The sequence below is a fragment of the Burkholderia sp. SCN-KJ genome (assembly GCF_024656005.1).
In the GTDB taxonomy this organism is placed as follows: Bacteria; Pseudomonadota; Gammaproteobacteria; order Burkholderiales; family Burkholderiaceae; genus Burkholderia.
This window is the reverse complement of record NZ_JANKOG010000004.1, coordinates 389,001-401,327: the sequence shown is the minus strand read 5'-3', so window position 1 is coordinate 401,327 and position 12,327 is coordinate 389,001. Positions and strand designations below refer to the sequence as shown.

Below are 12,327 nucleotides of genomic sequence, written 5' to 3'. Positions count from 1 at the left end.
TTCATGCGCACTTTCCTTTCCTTCGGCCGCACGCTTGCGCTGGCCGCCGCCGTGCTGGCGCCCGCCGCGCACGCGAATGACGTGATCATCCTCAATTCGGCCGAAGCGACGCTTTCCCTGATCGATCAGCAGACTCGCCAGGTCGTCGGCACGATGCCGACCGGCAAGGAGCCGCACCACCTGATGGCGACGCCGGACAATTCGTCGCTGATCGTCGCGAATTCAGTCTCGAACAGCCTGATGTTCGTCGATCCGAAGACGGGCAAGCTGCAGCGCACGGTCGAAGGCATCGAGGATCCGTACCAGCTCGGCTTCTCGCCCGACAACAAGTGGTTCGTGTCGACCGGGCTGCGCCTCGACCGACTCGACATCTACAGCTACGACGGCCGCGACCTGCATCTCGTCAAGCGCTTGCCGCTCGCGGTGATGCCGAGCCACATCGCGTTCACGAAGGACAGCAAGACCGTGCTCGTGTCGCTGCAGGTGTCCGGCGAGATCGCGGCGGTCGACCTCGCGACGCAGACGGTCAAGTGGAAGATGCCGGTCGGCAACGTGCCGGCGGGCCTGTGGATGACGCCGGACGACAAATACCTGCTGGTCGGCATGACGGGCGCCGATTACGTCGCGGTCGTCGACTGGCGCAATCAGAAGGTCGTGAAGACCATCCAGACCGGCAAGGGCGCGCACAACTTCCGCTCGCTCGCCGACGGCACGCACGTCGCGATCACGAACCGGGTCGCGAACACGATCAGCATCATCGACGAGAACACGCTCACCAAGGTCGGCGACATCACCGGCCTGCTGCCGGGCCCGGACGACATGGAGCTGTCCGCCGACAAGAAGACGCTGTGGGTGACGTTCCGCTTCGCGAAGAAGGTCGGGATCATCGACCTGGCGTCGCGCAAGCTGGTGCAGACGATCTCCGTCGGCCGTTCGCCGCACGGCATCTACTTCTACGACCGCGCGCCGTGGAAGGCTGCGAACGGCGCGTGACGGGCGGAGGCGGACGATGCTGCACCTGATCGATGCGTTCGTGTCGGACATCCAGACCTGGCTGTACGTCGACGTCGTGCAGCCGCTCCTCTTCAAGTTCAACCTGATGGACTATGACGAGGACACCTACGACGCGCTGTACTGGGTGATCATCGGCGCGCTCCAGATGGTGCTGATGTTCGCGCTGCTGCGCCCGCTCGAGGCGCTCGCGCCCGTCGAGCGCTGGAAGAACCGCCGCGCGGTGCGGGTCGACGTGATCTATACCGCGATCTCGAAGCTCGGCATCTACACGCTGTTCTTCTTCTTCGCGCTGCAGCCGGTGTTCGACCGCTTCCAGGCGTGGCTGCGCCTGCACGGCGTTGCGAACGTCAATCTCGACTATCTGTGGCCGGGCGTGACCTCGCGGCCGATCGTCGCGTTCGCGATCTACCTCGTCGTGCTCGACTTCGCCGGCTACTGGTATCACCGCTGGCAGCACAAGTTCGGCATCTGGTGGGAGCTGCACGCGGTGCATCACAGCCAGCGGCAGATGTCGTTGTGGTGCGACGACCGCAACCACCTGCTCGACAACGTGCTGCAATCGTGTTTCTTCGCGGCGATCGCGCTCGTGATCGGCGTGACGCCGTCACAGTTCGTCGTGCTGACCGCGGTCACGAACTTCGTGCAGAGCATCCAGCATACGAATGCGCGGCTGTCGTTCGGCTGGCTCGGCGAGCGTCTGCTCGTGAGCCCGACCTTCCACCGGCGCCACCACGCGGTCGGCTACGGCCACGAAGGCACCAAGTACGGCTGCAACTTCGGCGTGCTGTTCCCGTGGTGGGACATGATGTTCGGCACGGCGTCGTGGAACCGCACGGTCGAGCCGACCGGCATCCGCGAGCAGGTCGAAGGCGTGTCCTACGGCGAAGGCTTCTGGGCGCAGCACGGCCTCGCGTTCGTGCGGATCTTCCGGCGCCTCGTTCCCGCGAAGCGCGGCGCGGCGTCGGCCTGAGCGCGTCACTTCCCCGTTGAACGGCTTTCCCGCACGGCCCGCATGCGCTTTGGCGCATGCGGGCCGTGTGGTTTATCCTTTTCCCGTTTTTCATCGTCGATACAGGTTCGCATGAACGACTTGCTGCGCTCCTTCGTCCGGGCGTTCGCCAGCGCGCTGCACCCGCGCATGCTGTGGCTCACCCTGATGCCGTTCGTCGTCTCCGCGCTGCTGTGGGGCGTCGTGCTGTGGTTCTCGTGGCAGACGCTGATCGACGCCACGCGCGGCGCGCTCGACGGCTTCATGCTGACCGCCGCGCTGTACCGCGCGTTCGACGCGCTCGGGATGTCGCAGCTGCATGCGGTCGTCGCGCCGTTCGTCGTCGTGTCGCTCGCGATTCCGCTGATCGTGCTGACCGTGCTGCTGCTGATCGCGACGATCTCGATGCCGGTCGTGATCAGGCACCTGTCGAACCGGCAGTTCGCCGCGCTGGAGGCGAAGCGGGGCGGCACGTTCTTCGGCAGCGTGTTCAATTCGCTCGGCGCGGCGATCGTGGGCGTCGTGCTGCTCGTCGTCACGATTCCGCTGTGGCTGATCCCGCCGTTCTTCGCGCTGTTGCCACCGGTGATCTGGGGCTGGCTCACGTACCGCGTGATGACCTACGACGCGCTCGCGCAGCACGCGAGCCGCGACGAACGCCGCGCGCTCGTGCGCCAGCATCGCTGGCCGCTGATCGGCATCGGCGTCGCGACCGGGCTGCTCGGCACCGTGCCGACCTTCGTGTGGGTGTCGTCGGTCTGGATGATGGTGCTGTTTCCGTTCGTGGCGGCGGCCATGATCTGGGTTTACGCTTTCATCCTCGTCTTCTCGGCGCTGTGGTTCGGGCACTATTGCCTGCGCGCGCTGGACGACCTGCGTGCGAGTTCGCGCGCCACCGCAATCGACATGGGGCAGGCATGAGCATCGGCATCATCATCATCGGCGACGAAATCCTTTCGGGCCGCCGGCAGGACAAGCATCTGGCGAAGGTCATCGAACTGCTCGGCGCGCGCGGCCTCGCGCTCGACTGGGCCGAATACGTCGGCGACGATCCGGCGCGGATCACCGCGACGCTCGCGCGCGCGATCGCGTCGGGCGACATCGTGTTCTCCACGGGCGGGATCGGCGCGACGCCGGACGACCACACGCGCCAGTGCGCGGCCGCCGCGCTCGGCGTGCCGCTCGCGCTGCATCCGGAAGCGAAGGCGCTGATCTCGGAGCGCATTCGCGAGACGCACACCGATGCGGCCACGCCGGTCGACTTCGAATCGCCGGAAAACCAGCATCGCTTCAACATGGGCGTGTTCCCGGCGGGCGCGACGATCATCCCGAATGGCTATAACCGGATTCCCGGTTTCTCGGTCGGCGATCTCCATTTCGTGCCGGGCTTCCCGGTGATGGCGTGGCCGATGATCGAATGGGTGCTCGACACGAAATACGAGCATCTGCATCACGCGACGCCGCACGCGGAGCGCTCGCTGTACGTGTTCGAACTGCCGGAGTCGACGCTCACGCCGCTGATGGAGAAGATCGAGCGCGATTTCCCGAGCGTGCGCGTGTTCAGCCTGCCGAGCGTCGGCGATGCCGAGCGCGGCGGGATCTACGCGCGCCGGCATATCGACCTCGGCGTGAAGGGCGAGCCGGAGGCGGTCGCGGCCGCGTTCGTGAAGCTGCGCGAAGGCGTGCACCTGCTCGGCGGCGACGTGGTCGAACCGGAGGCGCCGCGCGCCTGAAGGCCTGAAGGCCGCGCGCGTCGATCGCGCATGCGGGCCGTTGAACGGCCCCGCAAAAACCACGGGCCGCGCAACGCGGCCCGTCATCGGGATGTCATCGCCCGGCTCGACGATGTGGCAGTCGGGCGCGCCTGGGCTGATGCGCCGTCAGGCGCCGATCCACGGCAGTTTCCGGAAGCACCAGCCGTCGACCGTCTTGCGGTGGCCTTCGGCATCCTTGCCGCCCTCGAAGCCTTCGAGCAGGTCGAAGGCCTTCGTGAAGCCGGCCTGCGTCGACGCGACCGCGGCGAGCTTCGAGCGCGCGGCGCTGCGGCACAGGAACAGGATCGGCGTATCGGCCGGGAGGGCCGCTTTCAGTTGATCGATGAATTCGGCGTTCGGCACGCCGCCCGGATAGCGCGTCCATTCGAGGTGCAGGTACTGGCCGTCGCCGACGAGCGGGCGGCCGATCCAGTCGAGCTCGGCGCGGGTGCGCACGTCGACGAGGCGTGCCGACGGGTCGAGCTGCAGCAGCTCGAACGCCTCGGCCGGCAGCAGGGCGCCGGCATAGTTGAGCGCGCCTTGGGCGCGGCGTTCTTCGGCCTTCGCGTAAAGCTGGTCGAGCGTACTCATGGCAGGAGGTCTCCGTATCGGTCAAACGAACATTCTAGCGCGGCGGCGCCGCGCGGATGTCCGCGTGCCCGGTGGCGCATGCACCGCCCACGCGCTCACCAAAAGAGTGCAGAATGGCATGAATGCACCAGAATGATTCAGTGTCGCCGTCGCTTCATCAAGATTGCACCGTTGCGGTGCGGATGCGCCGCCGCCGGTGCGGCGCTCGGCCCCGGAATCGCGCAGCCGGGCCCCGCTACGGCGCGGGTCGGCGTGATTCGCGTCGGTTTTGCGATGGTTGGCACGGAAGCTGCTATATAGAATTCGGTCGACCCGGGGCACGCTGCGCCAAAGCCAGACTCCGGGCAGCTCGATAAACGAGGCGGTTCCCAGTCCGCCGGAATTGTTCAATCAGGAGAAGAGGTTATGAGTAAAACCGTCGCCGACGTCATGCAGCTCGTGAAGGACGAGGACGTCAAGTTTGTCGATTTCCGCTTCACGGATACGCGCGGCAAGGAACAGCACGTGTCGGTGCCGGTTTCGGCGTTTGACGAAGACAAGTTCGAAAGCGGCCATGCATTCGACGGCTCGTCGATCGCCGGCTGGAAGGGCATCGAGGCGTCGGACATGCTGCTCATGCCGGACCCGAGTGCCGCATTCGTCGACCCGTTCTATGAAGAGTCGACCCTCGTGCTGACCTGCGACGTGGTCGAGCCGGCCGACGGCAAGGGCTACGAGCGCGATCCGCGTTCGCTCGCGAAGCGCGGCGAAGCGTACCTGAAGAGCACGGGCATCGGCGACACCGCGTACTTCGGTCCGGAACCGGAATTCTTCATTTTCGACTCGGTCCAGTGGAACACGGACATGTCGGGCTGCTTCGTGAAGATCAACTCGGAAGAAGCACCGTGGTCGGCTGGCAAGGAATTCGAAGGCGGCAACACGGGCCACCGTCCGGGCACGAAGGGCGGCTACTTCCCGGTCGCACCGGTCGACACGTTCCAGGACATGCGTTCGGAAATGTGCCTGCTGCTCGAACAGCTCGGCATCCCGGTCGAAGTGCACCACCACGAAGTGGCGGGCCAGGGCCAGAACGAAATCGGCACGAAGTTCTCGACGCTCGTGCAGCGCGCCGACTGGACGCAATGGTCGAAGTACATCATCCACAACGTCGCGCACTCGTACGGCAAGACGGCGACCTTCATGCCGAAGCCGGTGGTCGGCGACAACGGTTCGGGCATGCACGTTCACCAGTCGATCTGGAAGGACGGCCAGAACCTGTTCGCGGGTAACGGCTACGCGGGCCTGTCGGAACTGGCGCTGTTCTACATCGGCGGCATCATCAAGCACGCCCGTGCGCTGAACGCGATCACGAACCCGACGACGAACTCGTACAAGCGTCTGGTCCCGCACTTCGAGGCACCGGTCAAGCTCGCGTACTCGGCACGCAACCGTTCGGCATCGATCCGCATTCCGCACGTGTCGAACCCGAAGGGCCGCCGTATCGAAACGCGCTTCCCGGATCCGATGGCGAACCCGTACCTGTGCTTCACGGCGCTGATGATGGCCGGCCTCGACGGGATCCAGAACAAGATCCATCCGGGCGAAGCCGCGGACAAGAACCTGTACGACCTGCCGCCGGAAGAGGACGCAAAGATCCCGACCGTCTGCGCAGGCCTCGACCAGGCACTGGAAGCGCTCGACAAGGATCGCGAGTTCCTGACGCGCGGTGGCGTGTTCACCGACGGCATGATCGATGCGTACCTCGCGCTGAAGGAGCAGGAGCTGGCGAAGTTCCGCATGACGACGCATCCGATCGAGTTCGAGATGTACTACTCGCTGTAATCGGCGATGGCGCTTCGATTCAGCGCCGTCATGCCGGTTCGTTCCCGTCGCGCGGCCTGCGGCGGGAACCGCGGAGTCTGAAGGGGGACGGCGTCCAGCCGTCCCTTTTTTGTTCCGAAAATTTCCAATTTCCGACCCGGTAACGCGCGACGACACGCACGATGGCTCTGAAGAATCTCATCAAGGCGAAGACGGGGCAGCCCGAGCGACTGACGGAAGACGAGCGGCTCGCGCGCTCGGGCCTGCTTGCGGGGCTGGAAGCGCTGCCGACGGCCGTGATCGTGCTCGACCGCAAGACGCTGCGGGTCGCGTTCGCGAATCCGTCCGCGGAGGCGATGCTCGACATCTCGCGCCGGCAGCTCGCACAGCGGCCGTGGGGCGAGATTTTCCCGAATGCGAACGAACTCGCGTCGACGATCACCGCGATCGGCCAGGAGCGCTTTCACGCGACGCATCTCGATACCGTGCTCGACCGGCCCGGCCGCGAGCCGCTGCACGTGCATGCGATCGTCGGCTTCCTCGAGACCGTGCCCGATTTCGTGCTCGTCGAGCTGTTCGAGAACGAACGGCAGTCGCGCACCGATCGCGAGGAGCGCATCCACGACCTGACCGCGGTCAACAAGCAACTGATCCGCAACCTCGCGCACGAGATCAAGAACCCGCTCGGCGGCATTCGCGGCGCAGCCCAGCTGCTCGAATTCGAACTGAGCGAGCGCGAGCGCGGCGAGTTGCGCGAATACACGCAGGTGATCATCAAGGAGTCCGACCGCCTGCAGACGCTCGTCGACCGGTTGCTGGAGCCGCACCGGCATCCGCACATCGTCGGCGACGTGAACATTCATGAAGTGTGCGAACGCGTGCGCGCGGTGATGCTCGCGGAATTTCCGCGCGGGCTCACCATCGAGCGCGACTACGACGTGAGCGTGCCGGACTTGCGCGGCGACAAGGAGCAGCTGATCCAGGCGCTGCTGAACATCGTGCGCAACGCGGCGCAGGCGCTGCGCGAGCGGATCGCGCAGGGCGACGCGAAGATCGAGCTGCGCACGCGCATCGCGCGCAAGGTGACGATCGCGAAGCGCCTGTACAGGCTGGCACTGGACTTGCACGTGGTCGACAACGGGCCCGGCATTCCGGAGGAGATCCGCGACCGGATCTTCTACCCGCTCGTGTCCGGGCGCGACGACGGCAGCGGCCTCGGCCTCACGCTCGCGCAGACGTTCGTGCAGCAGCACGACGGGATGATCGAGGTCGAGAGCCGGCCCGGTCGTACCGAATTTCAGATCCTGCTGCCGCTCGATCATTGAGCGGCAGCATGGCGATTCACCGGATTCACCCATACCTGACCGACCTATGAAGCCGATCTGGATAGTAGACGACGATCAATCGATCCGCTGGGTGCTCGAAAAGGCACTCGCCCGGGACAGCTTCGCGACGAAGAGCTTCGCGAACGTGCGCGACGCGCTGGCCGCGCTCGACCACGAGACGCCGCAGGTGCTCGTGTCCGACATCCGGATGCCGGGCGGCTCCGGCCTCGAGCTGTTGCAGGCGATGCACGAGCGCCTGCCGGGCCTGCCCGTCATCATCATGACGGCGTTCTCCGATCTCGACAGCGCCGTCGCGGCGTTTCAGGGCGGCGCGTTCGAATATCTCGCGAAGCCGTTCGACGTCGACAAGGCGGTCGAGCTGATCCGCCGCGCGGTCGAGGAGAGCCTGCGCGGCGGCGCGCCGCAGGACGAGCGTGTGGCCGAAGCGCCCGAGATGCTCGGCCAGGCACCCGCGATGCAGGACATGTTCCGCGCGATCGGCCGCCTGTCGCACTCGGCCGCGACCGTGCTGATCACCGGCGAGTCGGGCACCGGCAAGGAGCTCGTCGCGCGGGCGCTGCACCGTCATAGCCCGCGTGCCAACGGGCCGTTCATCGCGCTGAACACCGCGGCGATTCCGAAGGACCTGCTCGAATCCGAACTGTTCGGCCATGAGCGCGGCGCGTTCACCGGCGCGCAGACGACGCGCCAGGGCCGCTTCGAGCAGGCCGAGAACGGCACGCTGTTCCTCGACGAAATCGGCGACATGCCGTTCGACCTGCAGACGCGCCTGTTGCGCGTGCTGTCGGACGGCCAGTTCTATCGGGTCGGCGGCCACAACCCGCTGCGCGCGAACGTGCGCGTGATCGCCGCGACGCACCAGAATCTCGAGTCGCGCGTGCGGCAGGGGCTGTTCCGCGAGGACCTTTACCACCGGCTCAACGTGATCCGGCTGCGGCTGCCGCCGCTGCGCGAACGCAGCGAGGACATCGCGCTGCTCACGCGCCACTTCCTGCAGAAGAGCGCGCGCGATCTCGGCGTCGAGCCGAAGCGCGTGTCCGACGAAGCGCTCGCGTATCTGACGTCGCTCACGTTTCCCGGCAACGTGCGTCAGCTCGAGAACCTCGCAAACTGGCTGACCGTGATGGCGCCCGCGCAGACGGTCGAGATCAAGGACCTGCCGCCCGACCTCGTGCCGGCAGGCGCGCCGGTGACGGCGACGGCCGACGGCGCGGATGCGCACGCCGGCACCGGCGTGGGCGGTGGCGACATCGCGCGCGTGCAGCCGGCAGTGGGTGCGCCGTTGGCGGCTGCGCCCGTCGCGGCCGCGCCGAACGGCGCACCGGCCGGCTATCCGATGTGGGAAAGCGGGCTGCGCACGGAAGTCGCGCGGCTGTTGCGCGAGAATTCGGCCGACGTGATGGACGAGCTCGCGCGCCGCTTCGAGGCGGCCGTGATCCGCGAGGCGCTCGATTTCACGCGCGGCCGCAAGGTCGAGGCGGCGGAGCGGCTCGGCATCGGCCGCAACACGATCACCCGCAAGATCCAGGAACTGCACCTGGAGCCGTAAGCCTCTGTCGCGGCATGCGCGTGCGTCGCGCATGCCGCGATCGGACATAATCGCGGTTTGCCGTCACGTGCGCTCCCGTCATGTCCGATTCCTTCCGCTGGCCCGCCGGGGCCGATCCCTTCCGTTTTCTCGAAGCGCTCGACAGCAAGCGTGCCCGTGCGTGGGTCGACGAGCAGAACGCGCGCACGCGGGTCGCGCTGCGCGACGACGACGCGTATCGCGCGCTGACCGCGCGGCTCGCGCAGGCGTATCTGCCGCGCGAACGCCCGGTGATTCCGACCCGCTGGCGCGACTGGGCGTACGACCTGTGGCAGGACGATCTCCATCCGAAGGGACTGTGGCGCCGCGCGCGCTGGGACGACTGGCGCGCGGGCCGGCCCGAGTGGGAAGCGCTGCTCGACGTCGACGCGCTCGGCGCGCAAGAGGGCGAGTCGTGGGTGTTCGAGCAGGACGCGATCCTGTACCCGGACGGCGACCGCGCGCTGCTGTCGTTGTCGCCGGGCGGCGCCGACGCGGTCGTCGTGCGCGAATTCGACCTCGTGCAGCGCCGTTTCGTCGACGGCGGCTTCACGATCGACGTGCCCGGGAATCACACGATCGGCTGGATCGACCGCGATACCGTCTACGTGAGCTGGGATCGCGGCGAGGCGCATGCGACCGCCGCCGGCTATCCGTACGAAGCGCGCCGCTGGGTGCGCGGCACGCCGCTCGCCGATGCGCCGGTGGTGTTCCGCGGCGAACCCGACGACATCAGCGCGGGCGCGGGGTTCGATCCGATCGACGGCCGCCACGTCGCGTGGCGCAGCGTCGATTTCTTCGACGCGCATGCATACCGGCTGACCGACGCGGGCGAGTGGGCGCGCTACGACGTGCCGACGCACGTCGAGGTCGGTTTCTGGGAAGGCTGGCTGATGCTGGAGCCGCGGCTCGACTGGGACTGCGGCGGCGTGCGCCACGCAGGCGGCTCGCTGCTCGCGATCCGCGAGCAGGCGTTCCTCGCCGGGTCGCGCGAACTCACGACGCTGTTCGAGCCGCGACCGACGACGTCCGCGTGCACGTGGACGCACACGCGCACGATGCTGATCGCGAGCTGGCTCGACGACGTGCACAACCGCACGATGCTGTGGCAGCCGCGCCAGGGCGAGGACGGCGCGTGGACGTGGCACGCGCGGCCGTTCGAATGGCCGGGCGATGCGCAGATCGACGTCGAGCCGGTCGAGTCGACGCTGAACGACGATGTGTACGTGGACGTCGATACCTATCTCGATCCGCCCGAATGCTGGCTTGCCGATCTGGCCGATCGCGCGGCCGATGCGCCGTCGCACCGCGTGCTGCTCGACCGCCCGCCGGTGCGGTTCGATGCGGCCGGGCTCGTCGTGCGTCGGGCGAATGCCCGCTCGCGCGACGGCACGGTCGTGCCGTACACGCTGATCGGGCCGCGTGATGCGCTCGATGGCCTGGCGCATCCCGACGGCAGCGCCCGCGTCGCGCGGCCGTGCCTGCTGTCAGGCTATGGCGGCTTCGCGATTCCGAACCTGCCGGGCTACAGCGATGCACTCGGCATCGCATGGCTCGAACGCGGCGGCGTCGCGGCGTTCGCGCACATCCGCGGCGGCGGCGAATTCGGACCGGGCTGGCACGTCGACGCGCAACGCGAGCATCGGCAGCGCTCGTTCGACGACTTCATCGCAGTGGCCGAGGACCTGATCCGCACCGGCGTGACGACGGCCGCGCAACTCGGCATCGAGGGCGGCAGCAACGGCGGGCTGCTGGTCGGCGCATGCATGGTGCAGCGCCCGGAACTGTTCGGCGCGGTGCTGTGCCGCGTGCCGTTGCTCGACATGCGGCGCTATCCGAAGCTGCACGCGGGCGCCGCGTGGCTCGACGAGTACGGCGATCCGGACGATGCGCGCGAGGGCGCGGCGCTCGCCGCCTACTCGCCGTATCACCGCGTGCGCGAAGGCGTTGCGTATCCGCCGCTGCTGCTGACGACGTCGACGCGCGACGACCGCGTGCATCCCGCGCATGCGCGCAAGATGGCCGCGCGCATGCATGCGCTCGGACACGAACGGGTGTGGTACTGGGAGAACACCGACGGCGGCCACGGCAGCGCCGACGATCTTGAGCGTGCCGAATCCGATGCGGCGGAATTCGGCTTCCTGTGGGCGCATCTCGGGCCCGCGCCCGCGCCCGCGCGCGGTTGAGCGCAGGCGCGAGCGGGCAGGGCGTTCAGCTGACGACCGCGATCACGGGCGTGTGGTCGGACGGCTGTTCCCACGTGCGCGGCACGCGATCGACCTCGCACGACGTGCAGGTTTCGGCGAGCGCCGGCGACAGCAGGATGTGGTCGATGCGCAGCCCCGCGTTGCGGCGGAACGCGAACATCCGGTAGTCCCACCACGTGAAGGTCTTCTCGGGCTGCTCGAAGCGGCGGAACGCATCGACGAAGCCGAGTTCGATCAGTTTCGCGAAATGCGCGCGCTCCTGCGGCGACACGAGGTTCTGGCCTTCCCATTTCGCCGGGTCGTGCACGTCGCGGTCTTCCGGCGCGATGTTGTAGTCGCCGAGCAGCGCGAGCTTCGGGTAGCGCTGCAGCTCGGTGCCCAGCCACGCGTGCAGCGCGTCGAGCCACTGCATCTTGTAGACGAACTTGTCGGAGTCGGGTGCCTGGCCGTTCGGGAAATATGCGGACACGATGCGCACGCCTTCGACCGTCACGGCGACCACGCGCTGCTGCGCGTCGTCGAAGCCGGGGATGTTGCGCACGACGTCCGATTCGTCGACGGCGAGCGTGTCGCGCGCGAGGATCGCGACGCCGTTGTAGGTCTTCTGGCCCGCGAACCAGCTGCGGTAGCCGATCGCTTCGAGATCGGCGCGCGGATATTTCTCGTCCGGCAGCTTCAGTTCCTGCAGGCACAGCACGTCGGCTCCGCTTTGCGCGAGCCAGTCGAGCACGTGCTGCTTGCGGACGTTGAGCGAGTTGACGTTCCAGGTGGCGATTTTCATGAACGGGAATGCGTGCGGGGTAAATGCGAAGGCCGCCATCTTACCGCGAGCACGGGGCGCGAACGCGCGCGACACACGACGTGAAGCCGGTGCCGTGTCGTGCATCGCGATATCGACGGCCTGCGAAGAATTTGTGACAAAAGTATTGACGTGAGTGCTTCATCACCCTATAATTTATTTCTCTGACGCGGGGTGGAGCAGTCTGGCAGCTCGTCGGGCTCATAACCCGAAGGTCGTAGGTTCAAATCCTACCCCCGCAACCAAGCACACCAGACGATG

10 protein-coding genes and 1 tRNA gene are annotated in these 12,327 nt (G+C 67.2%); 9 read left to right on the top strand and 2 right to left on the bottom strand.

The features are described from left to right. Window positions 1-3: 3 nt before the first annotated feature. The 4 genes from NQV17_RS09905 to NQV17_RS09890 all read left to right on the top strand — a co-directional run bounded on the left by NQV17_RS09905 (window position 4) and on the right by NQV17_RS09890 (window position 3,735). On the top strand, window positions 4-993 hold the full coding sequence (locus NQV17_RS09905) for a beta-propeller fold lactonase family protein (protein WP_257771817.1): 990 nt from the start codon (window positions 4-6) through the stop codon (window positions 991-993). Window positions 994-1,009: 16 nt separating this feature from the next. Next, window positions 1,010-1,984 (top strand): sterol desaturase family protein, encoded by a 975-nt coding sequence (locus tag NQV17_RS09900; protein ID WP_044847671.1) that lies wholly within the window; start codon window positions 1,010-1,012, stop codon window positions 1,982-1,984. Between the two features lie 111 nt (window positions 1,985-2,095). Next, window positions 2,096-2,923: an EI24 domain-containing protein gene (locus NQV17_RS09895; RefSeq protein ID WP_257771814.1), complete on the top strand. Its 828-nt coding sequence runs from the start codon at window positions 2,096-2,098 to the stop codon at window positions 2,921-2,923. Continuing rightward, a complete protein-coding gene (locus NQV17_RS09890; RefSeq protein ID WP_257771812.1) occupies window positions 2,920-3,735 on the top strand; it encodes a molybdopterin-binding protein in 816 nt (271 codons plus the stop codon). Before NQV17_RS09895 ends, NQV17_RS09890 begins: the two co-directional genes overlap by 4 nt. Before the next feature lie 147 nt (window positions 3,736-3,882). On the opposite strand, the gene NQV17_RS09885 is transcribed toward NQV17_RS09890, so the two are convergent. Continuing rightward, on the bottom strand, window positions 3,883-4,347 hold the full coding sequence (locus NQV17_RS09885; protein ID WP_044849104.1) for a rhodanese-like domain-containing protein: 465 nt from the start codon (window positions 4,345-4,347) through the stop codon (window positions 3,883-3,885). A gap of 405 nt (window positions 4,348-4,752) precedes the next feature. Between NQV17_RS09885 and glnA the strand changes: the two genes are divergently transcribed. From glnA to NQV17_RS09865, 4 genes are all read left to right on the top strand, one after another. Beyond that, a complete protein-coding gene (glnA, locus tag NQV17_RS09880) occupies window positions 4,753-6,168 on the top strand; it encodes a type I glutamate--ammonia ligase (RefSeq protein ID WP_017331833.1) in 1,416 nt (471 codons plus the stop codon). A 161-nt stretch (window positions 6,169-6,329) separates the two neighbouring features. Then, window positions 6,330-7,472 (top strand): nitrogen regulation protein NR(II), encoded by a 1,143-nt coding sequence (gene glnL, locus NQV17_RS09875; protein ID WP_257771809.1) that lies wholly within the window; start codon window positions 6,330-6,332, stop codon window positions 7,470-7,472. A gap of 46 nt (window positions 7,473-7,518) precedes the next feature. Continuing rightward, the gene (gene ntrC, locus NQV17_RS09870; protein ID WP_257771807.1) at window positions 7,519-9,042 is read left to right on the top strand and encodes a nitrogen regulation protein NR(I); all 1,524 of its coding nucleotides are present in this window, start codon (window positions 7,519-7,521) and stop codon (window positions 9,040-9,042) included. 80 nt (window positions 9,043-9,122) lie between these two features. Continuing rightward, a complete protein-coding gene (locus NQV17_RS09865) occupies window positions 9,123-11,246 on the top strand; it encodes a prolyl oligopeptidase family protein (protein ID WP_257771805.1) in 2,124 nt (707 codons plus the stop codon). A gap of 25 nt (window positions 11,247-11,271) precedes the next feature. On the opposite strand, the gene xth is transcribed toward NQV17_RS09865, so the two are convergent. Continuing rightward, complete coding sequence (gene xth / locus NQV17_RS09860) at window positions 11,272-12,048, bottom strand: exodeoxyribonuclease III (RefSeq protein WP_257771803.1); 777 nt, start codon at window positions 12,046-12,048, stop codon at window positions 11,272-11,274. 186 nt (window positions 12,049-12,234) lie between these two features. Here xth and NQV17_RS09855 point away from each other — a divergent pair. Continuing rightward, a tRNA-Met gene (locus NQV17_RS09855) sits at window positions 12,235-12,311 on the top strand. Window positions 12,312-12,327: the final 16 nt, after the last annotated feature.

Excerpts from the sequence above, each read along its gene's own strand:
- NQV17_RS09905 (WP_257771817.1), top strand. The coding sequence starts at position 4 with ATGCGCACTTTCCTTTCCTTCGGCCGCACGCTTGCGCTGGCCGCCGCC.
- NQV17_RS09900 (WP_044847671.1), top strand. The coding sequence starts at position 1,010 with ATGCTGCACCTGATCGATGCGTTCGTGTCGGACATCCAGACCTGGCTG.
- NQV17_RS09895 (WP_257771814.1), top strand. The coding sequence starts at position 2,096 with ATGAACGACTTGCTGCGCTCCTTCGTCCGGGCGTTCGCCAGCGCGCTG.
- NQV17_RS09890 (WP_257771812.1), top strand. The coding sequence starts at position 2,920 with ATGAGCATCGGCATCATCATCATCGGCGACGAAATCCTTTCGGGCCGC.
- NQV17_RS09885 (WP_044849104.1), bottom strand. The coding sequence starts at position 4,347 with ATGAGTACGCTCGACCAGCTTTACGCGAAGGCCGAAGAACGCCGCGCC.
- glnA (WP_017331833.1), top strand. The coding sequence starts at position 4,753 with ATGAGTAAAACCGTCGCCGACGTCATGCAGCTCGTGAAGGACGAGGAC.
- glnL (WP_257771809.1), top strand. The coding sequence starts at position 6,330 with ATGGCTCTGAAGAATCTCATCAAGGCGAAGACGGGGCAGCCCGAGCGA.
- ntrC (WP_257771807.1), top strand. The coding sequence starts at position 7,519 with ATGAAGCCGATCTGGATAGTAGACGACGATCAATCGATCCGCTGGGTG.
- NQV17_RS09865 (WP_257771805.1), top strand. The coding sequence starts at position 9,123 with ATGTCCGATTCCTTCCGCTGGCCCGCCGGGGCCGATCCCTTCCGTTTT.
- xth (WP_257771803.1), bottom strand. The coding sequence starts at position 12,048 with ATGAAAATCGCCACCTGGAACGTCAACTCGCTCAACGTCCGCAAGCAG.